General features: G+C 55.4%; 21 protein-coding genes. 10 read left to right on the top strand and 11 right to left on the bottom strand.

The features are described 5' to 3' along the window. Positions 1-89: 89 nt before the first annotated feature. Genes J2I48_RS21925 through J2I48_RS21915 form a run of 3 tightly spaced genes read right to left on the bottom strand, consistent with a single transcriptional unit; the run spans position 90 to position 2,735 of the window. Positions 90-1,352: an MFS transporter gene (locus tag J2I48_RS21925; protein ID WP_207337640.1), complete on the bottom strand. Its 1,263-nt coding sequence runs from the start codon at positions 1,350-1,352 to the stop codon at positions 90-92. 30 nt (positions 1,353-1,382) lie between these two features. Then, positions 1,383-2,213, bottom strand: coding sequence for a hypothetical protein (locus J2I48_RS21920; RefSeq protein ID WP_207337639.1), 831 nt, complete (start codon positions 2,211-2,213; stop codon positions 1,383-1,385). A 15-nt stretch (positions 2,214-2,228) separates the two neighbouring features. Further along, complete coding sequence (locus J2I48_RS21915; protein WP_207337638.1) at positions 2,229-2,735, bottom strand: Lrp/AsnC ligand binding domain-containing protein; 507 nt, start codon at positions 2,733-2,735, stop codon at positions 2,229-2,231. Positions 2,736-3,299: 564 nt separating this feature from the next. On the opposite strand from J2I48_RS21915, the gene J2I48_RS21910 reads away from it, so the two are divergent. Continuing rightward, on the top strand, positions 3,300-4,532 hold the full coding sequence (locus J2I48_RS21910; protein WP_207337637.1) for a DUF819 family protein: 1,233 nt from the start codon (positions 3,300-3,302) through the stop codon (positions 4,530-4,532). Positions 4,533-4,585: 53 nt separating this feature from the next. Here the strand turns inward: J2I48_RS21910 and J2I48_RS21905 are convergent, their stop codons facing one another. Continuing rightward, positions 4,586-5,098: a DUF1016 N-terminal domain-containing protein gene (locus tag J2I48_RS21905; protein ID WP_310587300.1), complete on the bottom strand. Its 513-nt coding sequence runs from the start codon at positions 5,096-5,098 to the stop codon at positions 4,586-4,588. 125 nt (positions 5,099-5,223) lie between these two features. On the opposite strand from J2I48_RS21905, the gene J2I48_RS21900 reads away from it, so the two are divergent. The 6 genes from J2I48_RS21900 to J2I48_RS21875 all read left to right on the top strand — a co-directional run bounded on the left by J2I48_RS21900 (position 5,224) and on the right by J2I48_RS21875 (position 15,062). Beyond that, positions 5,224-8,355, top strand: coding sequence for a glycosyltransferase family 117 protein (locus J2I48_RS21900; protein WP_207337635.1), 3,132 nt, complete (start codon positions 5,224-5,226; stop codon positions 8,353-8,355). A gap of 282 nt (positions 8,356-8,637) precedes the next feature. Then, positions 8,638-9,231, top strand: coding sequence for a 1-acyl-sn-glycerol-3-phosphate acyltransferase (locus tag J2I48_RS21895; RefSeq protein WP_207337634.1), 594 nt, complete (start codon positions 8,638-8,640; stop codon positions 9,229-9,231). 129 nt (positions 9,232-9,360) lie between these two features. Beyond that, on the top strand, positions 9,361-10,614 hold the full coding sequence (locus tag J2I48_RS21890) for a hypothetical protein (RefSeq protein ID WP_207337633.1): 1,254 nt from the start codon (positions 9,361-9,363) through the stop codon (positions 10,612-10,614). A 146-nt stretch (positions 10,615-10,760) separates the two neighbouring features. Further along, complete coding sequence (locus tag J2I48_RS21885) at positions 10,761-11,609, top strand: hypothetical protein (RefSeq protein WP_207337632.1); 849 nt, start codon at positions 10,761-10,763, stop codon at positions 11,607-11,609. Further along, positions 11,610-12,749 carry a PP2C family protein-serine/threonine phosphatase gene (locus J2I48_RS21880; RefSeq protein WP_207337631.1) on the top strand — a complete coding sequence of 380 codons (1,140 nt, stop codon included), beginning with the start codon at positions 11,610-11,612 and terminating at the stop codon, positions 12,747-12,749. 30 nt (positions 12,750-12,779) lie between these two features. Beyond that, positions 12,780-15,062: a serine/threonine-protein kinase gene (locus J2I48_RS21875; RefSeq protein ID WP_207337630.1), complete on the top strand. Its 2,283-nt coding sequence runs from the start codon at positions 12,780-12,782 to the stop codon at positions 15,060-15,062. Between the two features lie 76 nt (positions 15,063-15,138). On the opposite strand, the gene lpxB is transcribed toward J2I48_RS21875, so the two are convergent. Together lpxB and J2I48_RS21865 are read right to left on the bottom strand one after the other, a co-directional pair. Beyond that, complete coding sequence (lpxB, locus tag J2I48_RS21870; RefSeq protein WP_207337629.1) at positions 15,139-16,263, bottom strand: lipid-A-disaccharide synthase; 1,125 nt, start codon at positions 16,261-16,263, stop codon at positions 15,139-15,141. A 3-nt stretch (positions 16,264-16,266) separates the two neighbouring features. Next, a complete protein-coding gene (locus J2I48_RS21865; RefSeq protein ID WP_207337628.1) occupies positions 16,267-16,683 on the bottom strand; it encodes a 6-pyruvoyl trahydropterin synthase family protein in 417 nt (138 codons plus the stop codon). Between the two features lie 370 nt (positions 16,684-17,053). Here J2I48_RS21865 and rfaD point away from each other — a divergent pair, with 370 nt between their 5' ends. Further along, on the top strand, positions 17,054-18,019 hold the full coding sequence (gene rfaD / locus J2I48_RS21860; RefSeq protein WP_207337627.1) for an ADP-glyceromanno-heptose 6-epimerase: 966 nt from the start codon (positions 17,054-17,056) through the stop codon (positions 18,017-18,019). A 2-nt stretch (positions 18,020-18,021) separates the two neighbouring features. Here the strand turns inward: rfaD and J2I48_RS21855 are convergent, their stop codons facing one another. Then, positions 18,022-18,477: a rhodanese-like domain-containing protein gene (locus J2I48_RS21855; RefSeq protein ID WP_207337626.1), complete on the bottom strand. Its 456-nt coding sequence runs from the start codon at positions 18,475-18,477 to the stop codon at positions 18,022-18,024. Positions 18,478-18,558: 81 nt separating this feature from the next. Here J2I48_RS21855 and J2I48_RS21850 point away from each other — a divergent pair, with 81 nt between their 5' ends. Further along, the gene (locus tag J2I48_RS21850; protein ID WP_207337625.1) at positions 18,559-18,870 is read left to right on the top strand and encodes a GNAT family N-acetyltransferase; all 312 of its coding nucleotides are present in this window, start codon (positions 18,559-18,561) and stop codon (positions 18,868-18,870) included. Here J2I48_RS21850 and J2I48_RS21845 read toward each other — a convergent pair. Together J2I48_RS21845 and J2I48_RS21840 are read right to left on the bottom strand one after the other, a co-directional pair. After that, positions 18,867-20,114: a glycosyltransferase family 4 protein gene (locus J2I48_RS21845; RefSeq protein WP_207337624.1), complete on the bottom strand. Its 1,248-nt coding sequence runs from the start codon at positions 20,112-20,114 to the stop codon at positions 18,867-18,869. The genes J2I48_RS21850 and J2I48_RS21845 overlap by 4 nt on opposite strands. Then, positions 20,114-20,755 carry a Uma2 family endonuclease gene (locus tag J2I48_RS21840; protein ID WP_207337623.1) on the bottom strand — a complete coding sequence of 214 codons (642 nt, stop codon included), beginning with the start codon at positions 20,753-20,755 and terminating at the stop codon, positions 20,114-20,116. Before J2I48_RS21840 ends, J2I48_RS21845 begins: the two co-directional genes overlap by 1 nt. A gap of 190 nt (positions 20,756-20,945) precedes the next feature. On the opposite strand from J2I48_RS21840, the gene J2I48_RS21835 reads away from it, so the two are divergent. Continuing rightward, the gene (locus tag J2I48_RS21835; RefSeq protein ID WP_207337622.1) at positions 20,946-22,628 is read left to right on the top strand and encodes a PQQ-dependent sugar dehydrogenase; all 1,683 of its coding nucleotides are present in this window, start codon (positions 20,946-20,948) and stop codon (positions 22,626-22,628) included. A gap of 15 nt (positions 22,629-22,643) precedes the next feature. Here the strand turns inward: J2I48_RS21835 and J2I48_RS21830 are convergent, their stop codons facing one another. Continuing rightward, positions 22,644-23,306, bottom strand: a complete 663-nt coding sequence (locus J2I48_RS21830; protein ID WP_207337621.1) for a hypothetical protein — start codon at positions 23,304-23,306, stop codon at positions 22,644-22,646. A gap of 178 nt (positions 23,307-23,484) precedes the next feature. After that, the gene (locus tag J2I48_RS21825; RefSeq protein WP_207337620.1) at positions 23,485-25,800 is read right to left on the bottom strand and encodes a glycoside hydrolase family 65 protein; all 2,316 of its coding nucleotides are present in this window, start codon (positions 25,798-25,800) and stop codon (positions 23,485-23,487) included. Positions 25,801-25,858: the final 58 nt, after the last annotated feature.

The raw sequence follows: 25,858 nt of genomic DNA, 5'->3' as shown, positions 1-25,858 counted from the left end.
TCGTGCGCCAGCGGGCACCCTTTAGGGCGGGGGGTTACGCCTGCGTAAGCAACAAATCGTAAGTCGTACATCCCAAATCGTAAATCAATTTACTCCACAAAATCCAGCTCTTTCCCATGGGTTTCGGGGATGGTGAGGATGCTGTAGAAGCCAAGGGCGAAGGCGATGAGGCCCACGATAGCCCCGGCACCGATGACGGTGGCATTAGGCTTCAGGTATTGGTAGAGCAGCGTCATCGGGATGGTGAGGCCGCGCACCATATTGGGCACGGTGGTGGCGGCCGTGGCGCGGAGGTTGGTACCAAACTGCTCGGCCCCGATAGTAACGAACATGGCCCAGTAGCCAATGCCGAAACCGAGCGCCAAACACGTCAGGTAGAGGGCAAGGGCCGTTTTTAGTCCAACGAAGAGATACACCAGCGTGGCCAGCACGGTAAAGAGCATCAGCCCCGTCACGGCTTTTTTGCGCGACGCCAGTGCCTGACTGATGAACCCGCTGGCCAGATCGCCAGTGGAGAGGCCGATGTAGCACCACATGATGGCCAGACCCGGTTTTACTTCTTCCCGAATGCCCAGCGCGGTGCCAAACTCGTTGGCAAACGTGGCCAGGATGCCAATCACAAACCAGGTGGGGATGCCAATGCCGATGCATTTCATGTAGCGGGCAAAGCGGTCTTTATTCGTGAAAAATGCCCCGAAATCACCCTTTTTCACCGCATCGTTGGCCGACACCTGCGCAAACATGCCCGATTCGACCACGCCCACGCGCAGTAGCAGCAGGCCAAAGCCCAGGCTACCGCCAATGAAATAGGCCGTTGACCAGTCGAAGAGTTTGACGGTGAAATAGGCCACCACGGCCCCGGAAAGGCCTACCCCCGCCACTAGCGACGTGCCCACGGCCCGCAACCGGGTAGGTAGCACCTCACTCACGAGGGTAATGCCCGCACCCAGTTCGCCGGCCAGCCCTACGCCCGCCACAAACCGCATTAGGGCGTAGTAGGTGAGGGGGTCCATAAAGGTCACTTTGGGGATAAAGCCGCAGGCGATGTTGGCCAGCGAATAGGTGATGATGGAGCCAAACAGCACGGACAGCCGACCGCGCTTGTCGCCCAGCACACCCCAGAGGATGCCGCCCAGCAGTAGACCACCCATCTGCCAGTTGAAAATATGCGTGCCCTCGGTCGAAATCTGGTCGGGCGTGAGGGCGAGCGATTTAAGGCTGGGTACGCGCACGATGCCGAAAAGAAGCAGGTCGTAGATGTCGACGAAGTAACCCAGGGCGGCTACGATGACGGGTAAGCTGAAGAGGCCGACGGTGGCGTTAGCCGGTTTAGAGGAAGTGGCAGATTGCATACTACAAGTTTAGGCGTTTACGGACCAATTTTAGCGTTTGACCTGGTCAAATGCCACGCGCAAGGCCCATATTTTCAAGGTTATTCGCCCCAACACAACGGCTTGTTGCACCAATGTGAGCAACCCGATCATCAGCCAGTTGCGGGTGGGTAGGGCGGCTTCAATCAGGAAATACAGGGCCAACAAAGCGCCGCCCACGGCCAGAATGAGCAGGTACGGCCCGAATGTAGCCAAGAGATTGGCCAGCACAAACCGGCCTGCCACGCCAAACGCCCGAAATGCCACGGCATCGTCGGTGCGGAAAAGGATGACTTTGGCGTAGTTGGCCACGCAAAAGAGCAGGGCCAGCAGGAGTAAAAAAATGACCAGCACACCCAGGCAAATGAAGGCAATGCCCCGCTCAGTGAGGGTGTCTTCGGTGGCAATCACCAGCAGCGATCCCACCAGCAACGATCCCACCAGCAGGGGCAGGGCAAACAGCAGCGTTACGCCAAAGAGCCGCGCATTTCGCCCGAAATAATACGTGGCCGACTGCCAGAACGACGCCGCCCGGTAGTCAGTCATGAAGCTGCTGAGCACGCCGCCGGTGGTCCAGATGGTGGTGAGCAGGTAGACCAGCGCGACGTACCAGCCTGTGCGCAGCAGTGGCCAAATGGCCCCGCTATGGTGGTTTATGAAATCAGAAAAAACCGTGTAGTCGAAACCGTCGAGCAGGGTCAGCGGGGCCAGCGACCGGTCGAATTCGGTGTTGATAGCTCCAAAAAGGCCCAGGGTAGGGGGGAGGGCCAGGAGCAGGGTGAGACCGTAAAGAAGTAGTAAGAGCCGGGGTTGCCGGAGGGTTTGGGTAAGAGCAGCGAGCATGGTGGCGAGGGGTCGTTACCCGTTGTCTACAGCTTCTGCCAGGTTCGTGTCGGCGAAGGGTACGGGGCGGTTCACGCTTTCTTCGAGCGAAATAAACGTCTCTGTGCGCTGAATACCCGTCACTTTCTGAATTTTGTCGTGCAGCACCTCGCGGAGGTGGAGGGTATCGCGGCACACGATCTTGGCAAAGATGCTGTAGATGCCGGTGGTGTAGTGCACGTTGACCACTTCGGGGATCTTCATCAACTGCACGGCCACTTCTTCGTATAACGAACTCTTGTCGAGGTAGATGCCCAAAAAGGCGCTGATATCCCAGCCGAGCTTGGTATGGTCGATGATGAGCTGCGACCCGCGCACGATGCCCATATCTTCCATTTTTTTCATCCGCACGTGTACCGTACCGCCCGACACGAAGATCCGTTTGCCAATTTCGGTGTAGGCCATCGTGGCATCCTGCATGAGCAGGTTCAAGATTTTAAGATCGACGTTATCAATTTCAAAATTTTTGCCCCCCTTTTCCATTGAGTTTTTGATGAGTTCATAACAAATGTAGGTAATTTTTGAAAATGCGATAAATTTTCGTGAATATTTATGAGATACTTGCAAAAACGCTCAGCGGGCCTTTATCTTTGTCATGTCGAGTTAATCGGGAAATGAGACGCCCGGAGAGTAAAGACGAGGCAACGTTCTATTTTTCATTGTAGGGTGTCGAAATTGGCAGACGTGCCCTCCTGTCTCGGGGGTGGTGATAAGGGATAAACGCAGTATAATGCCGCTTTGCGGAACTCGTTTCTTAGGAGCGACTGGGGTTGACCACCAGAAGTTGTACTGTAGCTAACCGCACCGTGGGTGGTTCGAGTCCCCCTCCTACAGCTATTTGGTTTTTAGTTTGTTGATGAAGTGTAATTACGACACGCCGGCTCAGTTTGAGGCCGGCGTTGTTTGTTTATACGCTTCGCGTCATTTATTGTCATTCGGTGGTCATTTGCTTCGCGTCATTCAATTAGCATTCGCTGCAACTGACAACCTAATGACCATCGAATGACACTAAATGACGCGAAGCAAATGACCACCGAATGACAATAAATGACTACTACAACTCTCCTCGGCCTTCTCTTTCTGATTATTGCCGCCGTGCTCACTACGGCCAATAGCCAACGGCCCTTTTGGCAGCGGTTCTACGAAATCGTGCCCACCACGCTCCTCTGCTATTTTATCCCCTCCCTGCTCAACACCGCCAAACTGGCCGACCTCGCCGCCGTCGATTCCCTGTATACGGTGGTAACGCGGGTGCTGCTGCCCTGTAGCCTGGTGCTGTTTACGCTGGGTATCGACATTGGCGCGTTTCGGCGGTTGGGCCGCACGGCGGTGATCCTGTTTGGGGCGTCGGCGGTGAGTATCATGCTGGGTGGTCCCCTGGCGGTCTGGACGCTGGCGCACGTGGCACCTTCGCTGGTGGGGGGCGTGGGGCCCGATGCCGTCTGGCGCGGATTGGCCACCCTGGCGGGCACCTGGATTGGCGGCGGGGCTAACCAAACCGCGCTCAAAGAAGTGTTCCAGCCCAGCAACGCCTTGTTTTCGGCCATTGTCACCGTCGACGTGCTGGTGGCCAACCTGTGGCTGGGAGTGCTACTCTACGGAGCCGCCCGCGCGCCGCGCATTGACCGTTGGCTGGGTGCCGACGCCTCGGCCGTCGACGATGTGCGGCAGCGGGTGGAAGCACAAAAACGGGCACAGCCGTCAGAACCGGCCACCGTAACCCAACTGGTGCAGGTGCTGGCGGTAGGGTTTGGTGCCACGGCCCTCGCCACCGCCATTGCCAACCCATTGGCCCAGTACATCAACACTAACCTGCCTGTATTAAGCCGGTTCAGCCTGGGTACGCCCTTTTTCTGGCTTGTTGGCCTGGCTACAGCCATTGGCGTAGGGTTGTCGTTTACCCGGTTGCGGCGGCTAGAAAACGCAGGAGCGTCTACCATTGCCACGGTGCTGCTCTACGTGATGATTGCCACCATTGGCCTGAAAATGAACATCCTGGCCATTGCCGATAACCCCGGACTGGTGCTGGTGGCCCTGCTCTGGATGGCCTTCCACGTGGGCATCATGCTGCTGGTGTGTCGGCTGTTGCGGGCACCGTATTTTTTCCTGGCGGTGGGTAGTCAGGCCTGCATCGGCGGCCCGGCCACGGCCCCCATCGTCGCGGCGGCGTTCCATCCCGCGCTGGCTCCGGTGGGTGTGCTCATGGCCATCCTGGGCTACGCCGTGGGCACTTACATGGGCTACGTCTGCGGCGTGCTCATGCAGGTAGCGGCACCTTGAGCGAAAGAGTGAATGGCGAAAGAGTGTAAGAGCAAAGGGGTACAGTTGTCTGTCTACTCGTTGTCGAAATGGGCTGTCCATTCCAGCAATTTCTGTTGAAGCAGTTGCTTGTCGGGCAGGTAGAGCTTATTGAGTTCTTTCACCCGTTGCTTATCGCGGCTTAGCGCCAGCCGTTCATAGAGCGCACTGTCGATCTGCCGTTGTAACTCGCGCAGGCTCCAGCTACCAGCGGCACTTTCGATTTCGTAGAAGCTCCGTTGGTCTGGATTGTCAATGCGCATCAGAATCAGGTAGTGCGACCAGGAGAGTACGAATTTCCGAGACACTGTCTCGGAAATTGAGTACACGAGGTAAAACTGCCTCATGTTCTCCAGGTTGTCGACAGAAAATCCCTTCCCGAACTGGCCGGTAAGTTCCTGTGAAATCTCTTTTAAAACGCTTTTCCCATATGTGGCACGGGCGTTACCATGCTGTTCGTCTTCCACGATGGCCCGTCCGATCTCGAAGTACGTATGCACCATAACGAGGTTGACGGTGGTCACCACCTGCTTGCGGGCAAGATCAATCAGGTCAGAGATGCGGGTAAGTTCACGCTTCCACCCTTCGCTCGTTCGCTTTAGGAATAATTAACAGGATGAAAAAGGCACTTCTGGTTATTTTTGGGCAATAGTTCAGTTCAATCCTACACAACATGCTTGCTTATAAACGCCTGAATACCGTAACGGGCTGGGTCATTTTTGCCATCGCGTTTGTCACCTACGCCCTCACCGTCGAGCGAACAGCCAGCTTCTGGGACTGCGGCGAGTTCATTGCCTGTGCCTATAAACTACAGGTGCCCCACCCACCCGGTGCGCCTTTCTTCCTGCTGCTGGGTCGGCTGTTTTCGCTCCTCTCCGGCGGCGACGTTACCAAGGTGGCCTACTGGGTCAACATGGTGTCGGTGCTGGGTAGCGCGGCCACGATCCTGTTCCTCTTCTGGACTATTACCATGCTGGCACAGAAAGCGCTGGACAAAGCCGAAGCCGATTATGACCTGGGCGATACGCTGCTGGTGGTAGGCTCTGGTGCGGTGGGTGCGCTGATCTATACTTTCTCCGATACGTTCTGGTTCTCGGCGGTCGAAGCTGAAGTATATGGCCTGTCGTCGTTCTTCACGGCGGTGGTGGTCTGGGCGGCGTTCCGCTGGGAGCGCATTCAGGACGAAGCCACGGCCAATCGCTGGCTGCTGCTCATTGCCTACCTCACAGGCCTCTCTATTGGCGTTCACTTGCTGAACCTGGTTACGCTGCCCGCGCTGGCCATGATTTTCTACTACAAACATTACAACCGCGTGTCGCCGCGCGACATGGCCGTGATGCTGGTGTCGGCCATTGCGCTGTATTTTGGGCTGGTCTGGCTCGAAGACGTGATCGTGCGGACCATATTCCTGGCACTGGTCATTGGCGCGTTGTTTTTGCTCATGCGCACCAACATGGTCTCGGACACGCGTTATGAAAAAAGCACGTTCTGGGGCACGGCACTGGCCTTTTGCATCGGCATGGTGTTTCTGGCGGTCATCAATGCGGGCGTTATTCCGGGTCTGCCCAGCTCGGCGTTTGCGCTGGAACGCTTTGCCGTAAACGTGCTGGGGTTACCCTACAATACTGGCATGATTGCGTTTGTGATTCTGTTTTTTGGTGTGCTCATCTACGGCCTCATTCGCTCACGGCGGAAGCACATGGTAGCCCTGCACACGGGGCTGCTGGCGTTTGCATTTGTGCTCATCGGCTACGCCTCGTTTATCCAGGTGCTGGTGCGGTCGAGCTATAATCCGCCGATCAACGAAAACGACCCGGCCGACGCGCTGAACTTCATTTCGTACCTGAAGCGCGAACAATACGGTAGCCGGTCGTTGCTGTTTGGACCAATCTATACGGCGGGCAATCCCATCGACAAGAAAGACGGCGAACCCGTTTATATCAAATCGGCGGGGGGCTATACGGTGTTCGATTATAAGCCCGAATACATCTATAATAAGGGCGACGAGATGCTGTTTCCGCGCATCTGGAGCACGCAGTCGGACCACCCCGAACGCTACCGCAACTGGCTGGGCCTACAGGAAGGGCAGGTACCCACGTTTGGCGACAACCTCCGCTTTTTCTTTACCTACCAGCTGGGCCACATGTGGGCGCGGTACCTGATGTGGAACTTCGCCGGGCGCGAAAGCGACTTCGAGGGGGCGGGCTATCTGCTGCCATGGTCGAACAACGTCGGCCTGCCCGATACGCTTACCCACAACAAAGGGCGCGACAATTTCTACATGCTGCCGCTCATTCTGGGGTTGCTGGGGATTGTGTTTCAAGCCTTCAGGCGGCGGGGTGACTTCCTCATTGTGCTGCTGCTGTTTTTCTTCACCGGCATTGCCCTGCAAATATTTCTGAACTCGCCGCCCACCGAACCCCGCGAACGGGACTACATCTACGTAGGGTCATTCTATTTCTTTGCCATCTGGATTGGCCTGGGCGTGATGTCGCTGGCCGAGGGGCTACAGAAGACCATCAAAAATGGGGCAATGCGCAACGGCCTCGTGGCGGGGTTAGCCCTGCTGGTGCCGCTGATGATGGGGTTCAAAAGCTGGGATAACCACGACCGGTCGCACCGTTACCATTCGGTCGATTTTGCCAAGAACCTGCTCAACTCCTGCGCGCCAAACGCCATCCTGTTCACCGGCGGCGATAACGACACCTTCCCGCTCTGGTACGTGCAGGAGGTAGAAGGCTTCCGCCGCGACGTGCGGGTGTGTAACCTGAGCCTGCTGGGCACCGAGTGGTACATTCAGCAGATGAAGCGCAAGACCTACGAATCGCAGGCGCTGCCCATCTCGCTCGATATGGAGCAGTTCAACAAGGGCGTGAATGATGTGGTGCTGTTTTATGCCAACCCGGCCGTGAAAAACGGCATCGACCTGCGGCAGTACATCAGCCTCATCAAGCAAAACAACCCCGCCGTGCGTGCCCCGCTCGAATCGGGTGGAACGGCCAGCATTCTGCCCTCGGCCACCTTGTTTTTGCCCATCGATAAAGCCGCCGTGGATAAGGCAAACTTCGTACCCGCCACCCTGCGTCCGTACCTGAAAGACACGCTGACGTGGAACATTGGCGAGCGCAATCTCTACAAGCCCGACCTGATCATGCTCGATATGATTGCCACCAACAACTGGCAGCGGCCCATCTATTTCTCGGCCACGCTGGGCAACGAAAGCTACCTGAACCTGCGCGACCACATGCAGTTGGAAGGCTATGCCTATCGCCTCATGCCGGTGGCCGTGCCAGGGGTGCAGGACGGCTACGTGAACTCAGACGTCATGTACAAAAACATGATGACCAAGACGTTCTGGCGCGAGATGAACAACCCGAACTCGTATTACGACGACACCTACAAAGGGTCGCCGGTGATTTCGGCCCGGATCGCGTTCTTCCGCCTCGCCGACCAGCTCATCCGTGAAAATAAGCCCGACATGGCCAAAAAAGCGCTTGACTACAGTATGTCGGTGCTGCCCGACGTCAGCATTCCGTATGACCAGGTGTCGGCCAGCTATGTACGACTGTACCTGGAACTGAACGACGCCAAAAAGGCCGCCCAGATTGCCGACACCATGAGCCTGCGGGCCAGTCAGGTGTTAAGCTACTACGAAAAAACGCATGATGAATCGGCCTCACCGCGTAACGAACTGTATGCGTTGCAGGTCATTGCCGAAGCTTACAAAGAGGCCAATCAACCGGCGCAGGCTAAGAAATATAGCGATATACTCCAGGGGCACGTTAACCGACTAGGGATCAACTGAAGACAGAAGGCTGAAAACAGAAGACTCCCTTATTTATCTTTGCGGCTGAATCTGGTTCAACACACATGACACACGACACGTATTCAACTATCGGCACACTAATTTTCTACGCCGTACTTCTGATTTCTGCTTTCATCGCCGGCCGTTGGCTGGTCAGCAAAGAGCGAAACTATTAATGAGTTTAATGTTCAAGGTCTAAAGTCTAAAGTTAGCTGACGCAAGCATACTCCTGCGTCAGCCAACTTTAGACTTTAGACCTTAAACATTGGACTTACCTCCCCTATGATCGGAGCCATCCTGCAATTTATCTACCACGCGTTGGGCTGGCGAATCACCGGGCCGCACCCCACCGTGCCCAAGGCACTCTGGATTGTAGCACCGCACACCACCAACTGGGACTTTCCGATTGGCCTCTGGATACGGCACGAGGTAAAGGTGTATGTGGGGTTTCTGGCCAAAAGCTCCCTGTTTACCTGGTATTCGGGCTGGTTGTTTCGGGCGTTGGGCGGCACACCGGTCTACCGGCAAAAAGCCACCAACATGGTCGATGCCATGGCCGATACCTTCGCGCACCACAAACGGCTCCACGTTTGTATTACGCCCGAAGGCACGCGCTCGGATGTGAGCAAGCTGAAAACAGGTTTTTATTACATGGCCCTGAAAGCCAACGTCCCCCTTATCCTGACCGGGTTTAGTTTTCCGCGCAAAGAGATTGTGCTGAGCGAACCCATCTACCTCACCGGCGACTATCAGCGCGATATGTTGCCATTCTACCAGTTCTTTTCGCAACACTCTGGTCCGCATAAGACGTGGCTGCTCGATTGGGAGGCTACCGGCGAAATTCCAGCCCCGACTGCAACCGTTGCCGAACGGTAATTTTTTTGCCAGATTTGTATAGCTATATTATGGAGGTAATTCGTTTAGTAGAAATAAACTGCGGCTAGTAGCCCCAATACCTTATTTTGGTGGTGTATTAAGCCTTGTTTTTGCCACACACAACGGTCCATGCTGCCAAAACTGGAACATTACCCGGTAAACTGGGTAGACGGGATGAAGATTGCCCGCAAGCACTTCACCGATTTTGAACACTTCGTCAGCGACCACCTGCGCGACACGGCGGCCCTGGGCCTGACCAACTACAACTACGGCCTGCTGGCCTCCGATGCCCCCGCGTTTGGGCTTCAGGTCATCACCGACCGCAACCAGAATATCCGCATTCAACTGAGCAACTGCCGGGCCATTACCGGGGCCGGTTGCCGGATCGAGCTGATCAATCAGCCGCTGGAACTGTCGACCAACCTGACCGCCCTGCTCGAAAATTACAACATCCCCATGGCCGACGAACTCCAGTTAATGGTGGTGCTGTCGGTAGATTTGTTTGTGCGGCAGCCCGAAGGTATCCCGGCCAATAATGAGCCGTTTCCGCGTCCGCCGTTTTCGGTGCCTACGTATCGCCTCAACGTGGTGCCGGGCTACCAGTATGAAGCCGAGGGCATGACCCGCGCCGCCGCCACGCCCGACTACCCCTCGGCGTCGTTTGAATCGTACCACCTGGTGGTGGGGCAACTGTCGGTAAAGTATGGGCAAGTGGCTCAGGATGAGGCGTTTATTCCGGCCTGTGCGGCCATTAGCGGCTACGTGGGCTTGCTGGGCTGGGCCAACCGGTTTGATAAGCTCATGGCCGAAGTACAGCGCGACGCCTACCTGATTGTGGCCAAAGTGGTGCGCAAACGCCGTACCGAACAGGCCTACCGCGCCGGGCCGCTGGCCGAGCAGATTCGGGTGCTGGCGCAGCATGTGGCCGAAGGTGCCGACGACGTGCTGAACCACTTGCAGTTTGGCGGGCGCGAACAGTCGCCGATGGAGTATCTCAAGCGCATTACGCGCATGACCCGGCTGCTGAAAACCACGCTCGACTGCCTCTGCGAGGAAGACAAAAACTCGCCCTCGCTGGCCCGCGAACTGGTGTTGCCCTACTTCCAGAGCTGGACCAATATTGAACCCGCCGCCGTGGAAGTGGCTATCAATGAGGTGATTGCCAAGGGTTACCGCCACGCTCACCTTCAGGATCACCTGCCCCTGCTGGACCGCTGTTGGGAGTATTTTCGCGTGATCTTCCGCCGCATGACCGAGCTGGAATACATTGGTCAGGAAAACACCGACTATGATTTCGACACCCAACGCCGGTCTACCCACCGCGCCGACCGCCCCACCGAACGCGTCAACGACCCGTTCAGCGGAGGGTACAGTTTTCAATAAACGAAGTAGGGATTTACGATGTACGATTTACGAATTACGATTTATTGCTGACGCATTCCTTTGCTCTACAGCAAACCCATGCGTCAGCAATAAATCGTAATTCGTAAATCGTACATCGTAAATCCTTCCAAATCCCAAATCCCCACATGGAACCCATTAACCGAGCCGAGCGCAGTGCATCGTTGTTCAACTTCATCTTAGTTTATGCCCTCATCACGGCTATTCCGGTGGGGATCACGTACCAGATTGCCAAGAAATCGGGGGGGAGCAGCCTGAACCAGAAGGCGGTGAGTGAGCAGCAGACCCTGGCCAAAGAAATGAGCGCGTTGCAGGCGTATGTGAAGCGCATGGAAGAAATTGACGCTCAGCGCCCCGCCGAAACGGCTTCCAGCGAAACGTGGAGCGTGTGGTTGCAGGCCGCCGAAAAGCAGAATAGCGATTTCAAAGGGCGGGTAGATCTGTTCCAGCGCAACAACCTGTTTACGGGTGCCCGTCTCACCATGCGCGACAATGCCTGTTCCTACCTCTACCGGATCAACATCGAGCGGCGGAATTACCTGGCCAAACGGTCTGCCCTGGTAGACATAAAGAACAACGCCGACGACGTATCGAAGGTGAAGGCCGAAAACGCTGGTTTGAAGGAGAAAGTCGACAACCTGAACACCCAGATTGCCACCATCAATGCCATCAAAGACAGTCGCGCACCGGCCATAGCAGCGGGTGGCGGCGGGGGGGGCGACTGCAAGAAACTGGAGGCCGACGTGAAAGCACTGGAAGATGAGTTGGATTATAAAGAGGCTGTTTCCAAGAAAATGCAGGCCGATATGCTGGCCTTTGGCAACGAAATGACAAAACGCCGCCAACTGTATGCTGCCTCGAAAGCCGAACTGGAAAAGCTGTCGAGCGACCGGAAGTTTACGCGGTCGTTTAAGCTGATGGCTTCGGAAAAGATTGGCGAGATAGATCGTACGTTGATGGCTTTGAACGGGAAATAGATGAACCGAGTCGTATCGATTTATCCGCCGGTGGGATTCACCCAGCAGGGGCGGCGCGACAACAATGAAGACTACATTGTGCCGCCAGTGGGCCGTGCCACGCACCACGACCGCTTTTTTGTGGTGTGCGATGGCGTAGGCGGAGCGCAGCGCGGCGAAGTGGCCAGCCTTATTGCCGGTGAGTCGCTGCAACGGTTCGCCAAACAACACGCCGACGATCCTGTCGATTCGTCGTTTGTGCGGGCGGCCCTGCTCTACATCGAAGCCGCTTTTGACCGGGCCATTGCCGACGAACCCGATGCCAACCTGGCAGGCATGTCGACCACGATGACCATGCTCAGCCTGCACGACCGGGGCGTCACCATTGCCCACGTGGGCGACAGCCGGGTATATCACGTGCGCGACAACCAGATTCTGCACCAGACCGACGACCATTCGCTGGTGAACGAGTTGGTGCGCACCAAACAGATCACGGCCGAGGAAGCCGCCAACCACCCCCGCCGTAACGTAATCACGCGGGCCATTCAGGGCAGCACCAACCCCACCACCGCCACCGTCTACGTAACCCAGGACGTGGCCCCGGATGATTATTTTTTCCTCTGCACCGACGGCGTGCTGGAGTGCGTCAGCAAAGACCAACTTACCACCCTGCTGGCCGATACGATACAGTCGGATCAGGAGAAAGTGGCCGCCATGCTGGCCTGTTGCGCCGACGGCTCACGCGACAACTACTCGGGCTACCTCATCCGCGTAGCCGACGTGGCCCCGCTAACAACCCCGCTTATCCCCGACGACGAAGTGCCCATGGTGGCTCCAGTAATGGCTCCCACCGTGCAGCCCATGGCCGAACCCGTGCCGATGCCCGTGCTGGCCGAGCCGGAACCCGCCGAGATGCCCGCCGCCCCGGCGCCCGTGGCCACTTCCTGGCCGGTGCAGTCTGACATCCACGAACTGGTGGAACACGTCCAGGAGCCAGTCGTTGACTATGCCACGGCCAATGGGCAGCCCAAAACACCTGATGCTGTGTCTGATGCCGCCAGCGACAGTTCGTTTCAGTTGCTGGCCGAAGGCGATTCAGAAGCCGACGAACGCTGGCGGCAGGCCGAGAACCGAAACTGGTTCCGGCGGTTATTTTCGTGAACAGATCGGCCCAACCTCACTCGCTGAACCGTGGAATATAGCAAGCAACAGTTTCTGACCTACGACGACTTCACCCGGCAGTTTGCCTGTGATTATAGTATGCCGTTGGCCCGGGGTGGACATGGCGAAATCTACCGCGGCGTGGATCTGGAAACTAACGAAGAGGTGGCCATCAAGCGCCGGTTATACAGCGTAGACGACAATGCGCTGACGCTGGAAAAAGAATATGCCCACACGCAGGCCGTACCACCCAACCGGTTTGTGGTGCGCTACCTCTATTATGGCCGTTACGCCACGCCCTTTGGTACCTACGAATTTCTGGTCATGCGGTTCTACCGCGACGGCAACCTCACCAGCCCGGCGCTATCGTGGCAGGGGCTAACCCCCACCCAGCAGCAGCGGTTTGTGAACGAGTTTTTGCAGGGACTGCATCACCTTCACACCCACAACATCGTTCACCGCGACATCAAGCCCGAAAACGTGCTGTTGGTGCGCTACACTGATGCGGAAGGTACCGCGTTCCGGCCTGTTATTGCCGACTTTGGCATCAGCAAAATGATGACCGACTACCCCGAAGCGGCCAAGGCTTTTGTGCAAAACAGTATGCGTATCGGTACAGTCACCTACATGGCCCCCGAACAGCTGCGCACCGAAAATATTGACTACAACGCCGATTTGTGGTCGTTCGGGATCATTCTGTACGAACTGATTACGGGCAAACACATGATTGCCCGGCGGTCATTTCCCGAAACGCAGCGCGAAGAGGCCTACGAATTTTGGCGCAAGGCGGGCGAAGATCGGTTTCCCGACGACATGCGCCGGATCAGTCAGCCCTACCAGCAGATCATCCGGCAATGCCTGGTTATCAGCCGCGACGAGCGCGTGCAGTCGGCTAAAGATTTATTGAGTTTGCTGGTCTGGCAACCCGATTTGCTGGAAGCTGAGCAGGCGTTCCGGCAGCAAAACTGGGCGGGCGTGGTCAACGTGCTCGAACCCGTCATCGACCGGATTGCCATTCCCGATGTGGCCCATTGGCTGCAACAGGCCCGGCTACAATTGGCCCTCACCCACTCCGATCAGAAAGTGTCGGAGGTGGAGCCTAAGCTAACGGTCGACGCTGCTGAAGAAGAGCTGGTGATCACTGAGGTTGACGAGCCGATGGCCGCTGCCAATCTGGGCATAAACGGTCACGACCCCTTGCCCGAACCACCCGCCGACGTAGCTGATGACGAGGTAAACGGCTATGACAGCCAGCAAACGGAACTGTTTGATAATGAGGAAGATTGGCTGATTAAGAAACCACCCGTTGCGGTCATCGAACCGTTGGTGGCCGAACCTGTACCTGCCGAACTGCCTGCGCCGGTGGTCGAGAAGAAAGCTAAGCCCGGCCTGTTTTCGTCCTGGTTCGGTAAGTCGAAAGTGGCCCCCGCAGCGGCAAAACTAGGCACCGAAACCGGCGATGTGTTGGTGGAAAAAGAAGCTCCCCAGCCCGTTGCCGAAGCACCTATTGAAAACCAACTCGACTTGTTCGAACCCACCCCGGCGGCGTCTGTCTTCGACGACGCGCTGGAAACAGAAGTCACGCCCCCCAGCGACCGCCCGGCCGATGGTATTGATGAGGAGGAGCCAGAGGCTGGGCAACCCGTTGTGAATGAGACGGTTATAGCTGGGTCGTCTGCTACTGAAGCTGTGCCAGACCCGCACGAACCAACAGCGGAGAAGGTAATAAATGACGAATCAGTAGCCGCAGAGACTGCTGTTTATGAGCCGGTCATTGACAAACCAACCCTAAACTCGGGTTCGATTCCCGTATCGGTCACCTCCCCGCCGAAACCTCCCATTAGCAATCCGATCCGGGTGCGGATCGGTGATGTGGTTGACCGGGCACGGCGACCCAACAACCGGCCCCTGCTCATTGGCGGCGGGCTGATTGTTGGCCTGCTTATCCTATTTTCTATTGGCGACAATCAGCCGCCCGAATCGAACGTGGTGCAGCTTGACCCAAAAGAATCGTACGAAACGTCGCTGAAGCGGTTCCAGCAGTATAGTCGCACCTACGAAAAAACGGGACAGCTAAACCCGTATATGTGGGCGTTCATTCACTGTAACCCCGCCTATGAAGACAGCCTGTCGCAGTCGGTGGTGCGGCGTGCTAATGCCGTGCTGGCGCAGCACAAACTGATTTTCGCCACCGATTCGGGCAATATCAACGTCCTGAAACGGCAGGAAATGCGGGTTCTGCTCAACAGCAGAATCAACTGGGAAGTACGCCCACACCCCCTCTCCGACGAGAACTGCCTGCCGAGGAAGTGATTACAGTGACCAGTTCTACAATATGCAGTGGGCTGATGCAAGAATACTTCTGCGTCAGCCCACTGCATACTGCTCTTCACTGCATACTGCATAAAGCGTTTACCATGGCCGCTCCGGCGCGGGCCGAGGCACCGGGTTCGCCCATGCGGCGCTGGAGTTCATCATAGCCGGTCATCACCGCTTCGCGGCGAGTGCCGCCGGGCAAAATGGCGCTTAGTTCGTTGGCCAACTGACTAGTGTTCAGCGTTTTCTGGATAAGCTCCGTCACCAGTGGCTGGTCCATAATCAGGTTTACCAGCGAGAGGTACGGCACAGCAATGACCCGTTTGGCAATGGCGTAGTTCACCGCCGACGTGCGGTAGCAGACCACCTGTGGCACCCGCAGCAGCGCCGTTTCGAGCGTGGCCGTGCCCGACGTAACCAGCGCCGCTGTGCTCACAGCCAGCAGATCGTAGGCCGCGTTGGCCACCCGCCCCACCTCCGGGTAATCGGCCATTAGCTCATCGTAGAGGTCGGTGGGCAGGTTATCAACGGTGCCCACTACAAAGCGGTAATCGGGAAACTGTCGAGTGGTTTCGAGCATCACAGGTAACATAGCCGTGATCTCCTGCCGACGGCTGCCGGGCAACAGTGCCACCAACTGCTTTGCCCCCCGAAACTGCGCCAATTGGAACCGAATACGCTCGTCGGGCCGGTGCTGCGCCAGGGCGTCGAGCAGGGGATTGCCTACGTAATCGACGGTATAGTCGTAACGCTCGAAGAACGTTTTTTCAAATGGCAGAATCACAAACAGCCGGTCAACGTTAGCTTTAATGGTTAGAGCACGACGCTGATTCCAGGCCCATACTTTCGGCGAGATGTAGTAAAACACCCGAATGCCGCGTTTTTTGGCCCATTTCGCCATCCGCAGGTTAAACCCCGCATAGTCGATCAGGATCAGCACGTCGGGCTGATAGGCGGCCACGTCGGCCTGGCATTCGCGCAGGTAGCGCCTGATCGTGCCCAGGTTTTTTACCACTTCCCAAAACCCCATAAAGGCAAGATCGCGGTAGTGACGCACCACGTCGGCCCCGGCGGCGGCCATCTGTTCACCCCCCCACGCCCGGAAACGCGCCGCCGGGTCATTGGCCCGAATGCCGCCCATCAGGTTGGCCCCGTGCAAATCACCCGAACGTTCACCAGCAATGAGGTAGTAAGTCATGGATTATTCTCCATAATAATCAACAAAGTTCCGTTCGGTTTCGAAGAGGCGAATCTGGTGGAGGCGGGCTTCGGTGAGGGGTTGCAGGGCGGCATCGAGGATCTTCCAGATCTCCATGACCAGCACTTCGCAACTCGCCATTTTGCCCTGCATAAACGGCACGTCGAGGTTGATGTTTTTGTGGTCGAGGGCCTCGATGATATCGCGCTTGATGATGTCGCCCAGTACTTTCAGGTCAATTACAAAACCAGTATCCGGGTCGGGTTCGCCTTTCACGGTCACGATCAATTCAAAGTTGTGACCGTGCCAATTGTGGTTGGCGCAGGGGCCAAATACGTCCTTATTACGCTCGTCGGACCAATTGGGATTAAACAACCGGTGGGCGGCGTTGAAATGCTCTTTTCGACTGATGTATACCATAGATCTGGTTTGTTAGCGGCGGTTGCCAGATAACGCCGTAGGGATGAAAAACACAAAAATACGGATATTGGTCCATATCGGGAAAGTACAAATCAGGTTTTGGTTAACCCAACAGCCATCAGAAACGTATAAGAGCTACCCTACCAGCAGTAGTGGTTGATTGAAGCCAAACACAAAAGTTTATCCATGCAGGAAAACCAGCTTTACTGATTTATCAATAATAGTGCTTTGTAGCGGAATAGTACCACAAAATCTAGAATGAAGGTATGGTTTGCTACCCCGAAAACAGATACCTTTATGCCCACTTTTTCAATCAGGTAACGGTTCGTTGTCAGGTACTTATCGATTTTAGGTCTAACAAAAGAGTCTCATGATCATTGTGACGGGGGCTGCCGGGTTCATCGGCAGTTGTTTAATACAAAAGCTCAATCAGGAAAATTTCAATTATATCATCGCTGTTGATGACTTTTCAAACCCCGACAAAAAGCCTAATCTCGACGGAAAAAATATTCAGGAATACGTAGATCGAGAGCAGTTTTTCGACTGGCTCGACGTTAATTATCAGGAGGTTGAATTTCTTTTTCATATCGGTGCCCGCACCGACACCACCGAGTTTGATTATGCCGTTTTCGAGCATTTAAACGTCGCCTATTCGCAGAAAATCTGGGCCAAATGTATCGAATACCAAATCCCGCTTGTCTACGCCTCATCGGCGGCTACGTATGGCCTGGGCGAACTGGGTTACGACGACAACGAGTCGCTGATTTCGCAACTGAAGCCGCTGAACCCCTACGGCGAGTCAAAAAATAACTTCGATATCTGGGCGCTTGAACAGGAACGAAAGCCGTTTTTCTGGGCCGGATTGAAGTTTTTCAACGTCTATGGCCCCAACGAATACCACAAAGGGCGCATGGCATCGGTCATTTTTCACGCCCATCGGCAGATAGGCCAAACGGGCAGTATGAAGCTGTTCCGGTCGCACAATCCAGACTATACCGACGGCGGCCAAATGCGCGATTTTGTGTACGTGAAAGATGTGGTCGAGGTGTGTTTATTCCTCATGCACCACCGCCGCAATTCGGGCATCTACAACCTGGGCAGCGGCATTGCCCGCCCTTTCCTCGATCTGGCCAACAACACGTTTGCGGCTATGGGCCTACAACCCCAGATCGAGTTCATCGACACCCCCGCCGACATTCGTGACAAGTACCAGTACTACACGCAGGCTAATATGGCCAAACTGCGGTCTATTGGCTACGAGCGGCCGTTTTATACCCTCGAAGCAGGTATTCACGATTACGTGCAGACCTACCTGCAATCGGGCAGTTACCTCTAGCCCTAGGGCTGTTTTACTACCGGCTGTCCCGCCTGCTGCCAGGCGCTGAAGCCGCCGTTCAGGTGGTGCGTTTGTTTAAAGCCCAGGCTATCCATCAGGGCTATAGCCTTGCGGCTGCGGCCATTGGGGAGGCCCGCCGCACAGTGCACCACGTAGGTCTTACCCCGGTCGAGGGTGGCTAGCTGGTTGGCGAAGTGCGAATCGTAGAGATTGATGTTGGTGGCCTGCCTGATGTGCCCCGCCCGAAACTCGTCGGGAGTGCGCACGTCAAGAATTACTGCGTTTGGGTGGGCGGCAATAAATTCCTGCGCCTGGGCGGCGTCCAGGTCAGAGCCGGTTGTGTCGATCACCGGCAGCAGACTGGCTTGTTGCGTGCCGTCGGACGAGTGGCGCTGAGCACAGGCCCAGGAAAGGGTCAGCAGGCCGAGAACGGCCCAGATGCGGAGTGAATTAGTCATGATTTTTAGGGTTTACGGTGAACAATTGGGTAAGGAAGTTAGTCATTTCTACCAATCAACACACGCAGACAATGGCTTTTTATGGGTACTTCTGAACAAACGGTAGCGCTAAACCAAGACAAACACCGCTTTGAACTGCGCACCGACGGCAAACTGTCGATGGTGGTTTTTGAGCGGGTGGATGACCACACGCTGGCCCTCACCCATACGGAGGTTCATCCAGACCTGGAAGGCCAGGGCATTGGCTCGAATCTGGTGAAGCAGGTGCTTGACTACGTCGACGCGCATTCGCTCAAAATCGTGCCGCTCTGCCCGTTTGTGGCCACCTACCTCAAACGCCACCCCGACTATCAGCGCGTGGTGTCGGGCCAATATGACGTGAACGATTTCTAAATGTAACGCTGGTTGTTCAGCACTTTTTGTAGTTCGTTTTCCACCCGGTCAACGGCCTGGTAGATGGTCCATTTGTCGGCCACCCAGGCTTTGCCCTGTTCAGACAGGCGCTGAAACAACGCCTTGTCGGTTAGCAGCCGGGCCACGGCGGCGGCAAGCTGGGCGTGGTTGCGGGGGCAGAGCAGGCCGTTTTGTCCGTCAATGACCGTCTCGCGGATACCGCCTTCGGCAATGGCCACCGTGGGCAGGCCGCAGGCGTTGGCTTCCAGCGGGGCATAGCCAAACGGCTCCAGTTCAGAGGTATACAGCAGGCACGAGGCCGTGTTGAGCAGTTCCACCAGTTCAGCCTGCGCGATGCGTTCGCGGGTCTGAAAATCGACGTTCAGCCGGTTGGCCAATTGCTGCATCTCGGCCACGTACTCGCGGTTGCCCATGTTGCCCACCCACACCAGCGGCGGCCGGGTGGCGGCGGGCAGTTGGGCCAGCGTCTGGATGGCTGTGTCGGGACGTTTGTGCGGAAAAAGGGCACCCAGGCCTAGTACGAAGGGTTTCCGGGGAAGTTTTAGGTCGGGAAAAACCGCCGCGTCGATACCCAGGTAGCAGACATTGGCCCCATGTCCGTAGGCTTTCACCACGCTTTCATTGCTGAAGTGCGAGTTCACCAGCACCTGGTCGTAGGTATGGTAGTTGGCCAGTTCTTCGCGCACCCGTACGCGTGCCTGCCGCTGTTCGAAGAGGTCATGCCAAAAGGCCTTGCGGTAGGCTTTGTTGCGCCATCGCCCGGCGGCAGGAGGCAGCGCCGCCCAGCGTTGCTTCGGGAAGGCCTCGTACAGTGACCGGTTGGGTTCCTGGAGATATAGCAGCTTTGGCCCCTGCACAAACCGCCCGATGTAGGGCATCATAAACTGCTGGCATGAGTTGGCAAACAGCAGGTCGTGCCCACCGGTATTGATCTTGTCGGCCAATTGCGCGCATGCCGTTAGCATCCGTTCAATCTGCGTATCGGGCAAATAGGCAATAGACCGAAGCTGATCGCGGTACTGATGCCGGAAACGAAGCGTCATATCGAGCGGCACCACGTGGGTGGCGGTCACGTACCGGTCTACGTCGAGGTAGGCACTGTCGGCCATCGAGGTGGTGTAGACCGTAAGCTGATGACCCCGTTCGGCCAGGCCTTTGATGTGCTGATTGAGGGCGCGGCTGGCTCCACCGCTGGGAAGATTATGCCAAACGGCAATGTTCATCAAAACGTAAATTTCTTGTAAAGGTCGGCCAACGCGACGGTATTATCGAGCACTGTGATGGACTCTGTAAGGGCATGAACGCTGGTATTGAGCCACTCAGTGGGGTTGGGGGTGCGGGCATATGAGCTTACCCACGGCTTGTGCTGGCTCACAAACAGCACCTGTTGCAGTGACGGGATCTGCTTATAAATGTCCAGTTTGTCGCCCAGGTCAAAGGCCATTGTGCTACCAGAAAGCACTTCCACGATCAGCACCGGATTCTTGACCGTGGCCGTTGAGAGGTTACCACTGGGCAAGCGCAGGTAGTCGGGCGCCCCCTGCACCATCGTCACGTCGGCATTGACCGAATCGCCGGTGGCTTCGATGAATAGCTTGATATTGCTGCTGAAGACGGTTAGTTGGTCATCATTGTCAAACAGGTTGATCAAGGTATAGATGATACGACCAACCAGCAACTCATGGGGCAGCGATGCCTGACTCATAGATATGATTTCTCCATTGATGTATTCCACATTGTACTCGCACTGTTCAGCGAAAGCCAGGTATTCCTCAAACGTGGCGGCAGCCCGGATTACCTCCGGGGCAAGGCTGCGTTCGGTGAGTGTGAGGGGCAGTTGCGGTAGTAGTGCAAGCGTCGTCATAGCTGAGTCGGTTTGTATACGGTAAAACTAACAAATCTCACCTGTCTATTTGCTAATCAATCGAGTGCAGTGGTTAGGCTGAGTAGTTGACAGACGTTGGTTGTTTTGTCATGTTGGGCGGTGTGTTCAGGTGCAAGTCCAGTAGATTGGAATGCGGGCTCTAGGCTATTTTCATTAATCAGTTACCTATATGAATTTATTTTTCCTTACCTGCTATTTGCGTTGGCATACCCTCGTTAGTTTTATTTTTTTGCTCGTAAATTATACGAGTGTGTTAGCGCAAACTGATACGGCTGCCAGTCAATTGTTTGAAAAAAATTGTGCCGGGTGCCATAATTTTAAACAGGATGGTATTGGACCACAATTGGGCGGATTAAAAGGAAACGTAGACGAACGTTATCTAGTTGATTTTATTAAAAATCCGAAAGCCATGATCGATGCCCGCCACGCGCGGGCTGTTGATAAATATAAAAAGTTTGGCACCGTAATGCCGGCGTTTACGCACCTGGGCGACAAAGCAATTAACGAACTGGTGGCCTACCTGTTAGTAAAGCCTGCGCCTGTCACTATGGCTTCAACCGGACCGGCTGGTTTGGAAAATCCCATACCTGAACCGATTGGGCCGCCAACAATGGACGTGAGCATTCAGAGAGTGCTTCAGTTTCCGTTTACAAACGCTACGCAGCCCCGCACCCGAATTAATAAAATGGGGGTGCATCCCATTACTAAAGAAACGATGGTGGCCGATTTGCAGGGGCCGCTCTACATCCTGTCGGCAGCCAATGAGGCCACGGTGTACTTCGATGCCCGGACGTACTTCAGCCGGTTCACCAACAACCCCGGTTTGGCCACTGGTTTGGGCAGCTTTGCCTTTCACCCCGATTTTGCCACTAACCGGCTTTTCTACACCACGCATACCGAACCCGCCAACACCTCCAACGCTGACTTCGCCTACGCCGATAGTATACCTGTCAAATTGCAATGGGTTGTTAATGAGTGGGTTGTCGATAATGCTGGGGCAAGGCAGCTTACCGGAAAGCCCCGCGAATTGCTCCGTATCAACGTGGTGACGCAAATTCACGGAATGCAGGACATCACCTTTAATCCCTATGCCAAACCTACCGACGCTGACTACGGGCTGCTTTACATCGGCATGGGCGACGGTGGCGCGGTAGAGCAGGGCTACCCGTTTATTGCCCGAAATAAAAACTCGGTCTGGGGCAAGGTGCTGCGCATAAACCCAACCGAACGGACAAGTAAAAACGGGCAATACGGCATTCCGGCCACCAACCCGTTTGTAAACAAAGATGGTTTGGACGAAGTATATGCCGAAGGATTTCGTAACCCCAACCGGATTACCTGGCTGCGCGATGGCCGAATGCTGGTCTCCAACATTGGGCAGCGACAAATAGAATCGATTTACGTAGTAAAACCCGGAAAAAATCACGGCTGGCCCGACCGCGAAGGCACCTTTATGGTTGATGTCAGCACCTCCGTAAATCGGGTAATGCCTTTGCCTAAAACCGATAAATCACTGGGGTATTCTTATCCGGTAATACAATTCGATCACGACGAAGGAAACGCTATTATGGGTGGCTATGAATACACTGGAAATCAAGTGCCACAATTGAAAGGCAGTTATGTTTTTGGCGAAATTGTACGGGGTCGTGTTTTTTACGTAAACGTAAAAGACATTTCAGAAGGTAAGCAAGCCACTATTCATGAGTGTCAGTTGGTGTTAAACGGCCAAAAAACAACGTTAAAAGAGCTGACCAACGAAAATAAAATAGACCTACGGCTTGGGCAGGATGCCGCTGGTGAACTGTATGTGTTCACCAAGTCCGACGGCATGATGTATAAGCTGGTGAAATGACTGGCAACCCCCATGTTATCGGCTTCCGCCACCAATATCGATGCCAACGTGTGCGCCAAAATAGGCGTTGGGCGTAGTCCAGTTAATGACCTTAGTGGTGTTGTTGTATAGCGGTTGTCCATTTAGGTAACCCAGAATAGCTGAATCGCGATAATCGGGGTCTTGCTGCGCAGTGCTCCCCACCAAGTTATATTCGGCTGCCAGATGCACATGTCCTGTTTTTACCCCCACCCGTACCATACCTCCTGGCTTGCTCACGCTCCGCCCGATGCTGGTCACCGACGCGCCACCGCTGGGGAGCAGTTCTGCCTTGTATGTAGAGGTGGTGGCCCAATAACTACCTAACCCGATGCCCACATAGGGGCGGACCCGACCCGGCGTAAGCCAGAAATTAGCCGTTGCCAGCGCCGACACTACTGGGGTGTCGGTATATCGATCTGTTTGATATACGGTAGCGGGGACTGATTGCGCAGGAAACACGCTTCCCAGCCGAACGCCCAATTCGAACTGGTTAGTAAGGCTGTAGCGAGGCTCGATACTAACCAGCATGCCGCCCCTTGCACCCGCAACTGGCTGGACACCATAGCCAACGGACACATTTACTTTAAATGGTTTGTAGCCTTGTGCCAGTGTAGGCACACCATACAGCACACACAGGCTGACCAGAAGAGCTTTCATAAAGCGTTGATGATAAAGCAGTTAGTATTTAAATACAAATGTAACTGAATAAACCGTCCACAATGTAGATGTGTCTAATAACCTTTTAACCGGGACAATGGGCGTACATGAAGACGCAAAAAAAGCCGGCAAAGCCAGTCAACTGGCTTTGCCGGCTAGAGTAGACTCAGCTTGCTTATTACGCTTCTACCGCAACCTCCTGCTTGCCGTTGGCACTTACTGTTACGGCCTTGCCAAGTACCTGAAGGGTGAGGGATTGGGCGGAGAAGTTTTCCACCGTGACGCCCGTTTGCGTGGTGGTAACCTGCAAGAGTGCCCCCTGGAAACGGATTTTGAAAGCGAAGGAAGTCCAGCCGTCGGGGCAGTAGGGGGCCAGGCTCAGGCCCTCGGCCGTGACGCGCATACCCCCGAACCCCTGCACTACGGCAAGCCACGTACCGGCCATACTTGTGATGTGGCAGCCGTCTTCGGTGTCGTTGTTGTAGTCATCCAGGTCGAGGCGGGCGGTGCGGAGGTACATCTCGTAGGCCTTGGCTTTCATGCCCAGCTTTGATGCCTGAATACTATGTACGCAGGGCGACAATGACGACTCATGTACGGTCATGGGTTCGTAGAAATCGAAGTTGCGCTTGAGGGTGTCGGTGTCGAACTCGTCTTCGAAGAAGTACAGCCCCTGCAAGACGTCGGCCTGTTTGATAAAGCACGAACGCAAAATCCGGTCCCACGACCAGTTTTGGTTTAGCGGCCGCTGCCCTTTGGGAATCTCCGACACGGGCATGATGTCTTTGTCGAGAAAGTCGCTTTGCTGCAAAAACACCTGCCGTGTGTCGTCAAAAGGGTAGTGCATTTTCTCGACGATGTCCTTTGCTTTAGTGATCTCCTTTTCCTCGCGGAAATGGATACGGTCGGCCAGATCGGCGAAGGCATCGGGGTTGATGCGCTTCACGATGGCCACGGCCTGCATGGTGTAGCGCAGGGTCCAGGCGGCGATGTAATTGGTGTACCAGTTGTTGTTGACGTTGTTTTCGTACTCGTTCGGCCCCGTCACGCCCAGCATCACATACTGCCCTTTGGCTTCCGACCAGTTCACGCGCTGACTCCAGAACCGGCTGATGGCCACGAGCACCTCCAGTCCGTACTCAGCCAGGTAGGCTTCGTCGCCGGTGTAACGCACGTAGTCATAGATGGCGTAGGCGATGGCCCCGTTGCGGTGGATTTCCTCAAAGGTGATCTCCCACTCGTTGTGGCATTCTTCGCCGTTCATGGTCACCATCGGGTACAGCGCCGCCCCGGCCCGGAAGCCCAGTTTCTGCGCGTTTTCGATGGCCTTACCCAACTGCTTATACCGGTAAATGAGCAGGTTACGCGCCACTTTCTGGTCGGCGGTGGCCAGGTAAAACGGCAAGCAGTACGCCTCGGTATCCCAGTAGGTAGAGCCGCCGTATTTTTCGCCGGTGAAGCCCTTTGGGCCAATGTTAAGCCGTTCATCTTCACCGGTATAGGTCTGATTAAGCTGGAAAATGTTGAACCGGATACCCTGCTGCGCGGCAATATCGCCATCAATGGTGATGTCGTTCATTTTCCACTTGTCGGCCCAGGCCTGCTGTTGTTCGAACAGCATTTTGTCGAACCCTTTCCGCGAAATCCGCTGAATATACTGGTGCGCCGCTTTCAACAGCTCATCGGAATCATAATTGAGCGACGACAGGTTTACGGCATACTTGTAGATGACCGTTTCTTCACCCTTCCGGCAGTCGAGGGTCAGGCGGTTGGCCACGTACTTCTCGTACTTGATGGGCTGCGACTGGTAGTCGAATTTGGCCCCGTTCTGCTCTACCTCCACGCACATGCCGGTCACGACATGGAAGCCGGTTTTGCGGGTACGTAGTTCAATGTACGCCTCGCCGTAAGCGGTTTCTTTGCGCACCTCGTCCCAGAAGGTTTCGTCGTAGTTGGCGTCTTTGTTGCGAATCGCCCCGTCGATGTAGGGCGTAATGGTGATCTTGGCGTCGAAGTTAAGCGGGGTGATGCTGTAGCGGATGGCCCCGGCTTCATCATCTACGATAGAACAAAACCGTTTGGCGTTGACGTTCAGCTCTTTGCCACTCTTTAGCACCGCCACAAATGACCGCTCCAGATAGCCCTCCTGCATGTTGAGCACCCGCCGAAAATCGCGCACCTCGCAGGTATTCAGGTCGAGCGATTCGTACTCCACGTCTACATCGATGCCGATCCAGTTGGCAGCGTTGAGCACCTTGGCGAAGTAGTCGGGGTAGCCGTTTTTCCACCAGCCCACGCGGGTTTTGTCGGGGTAATACACGCCCGCTACGTAGTTGCCGGGCAGGGTTTTGCCCGTGAATTTTTCTTCGAAGTTACCGCGCCCGCCCAGTCGGCCATTGCCAAGGCTCATGAGGCTTTCGGTTACTTCATTATACTGCGGGTGAAACCCGTCTTCGACCACACACCAGGGGTCGTTTGTGAGGTAGTGCTTCATAAGGATTTCGGATTTCGGATTTCGGATTTCGGATTGATTGCTGACGCATGAGCCAATC

The sequence above is a fragment of the Fibrella aquatilis genome (genome assembly GCF_017353255.1).
Classification (GTDB): Bacteria; Bacteroidota; Bacteroidia; order Cytophagales; family Spirosomataceae; genus Fibrella; species Fibrella aquatilis.
The sequence above is the reverse complement of the archived record's forward strand: the minus strand, read 5'-3'. Positions and strand labels throughout refer to the sequence as shown.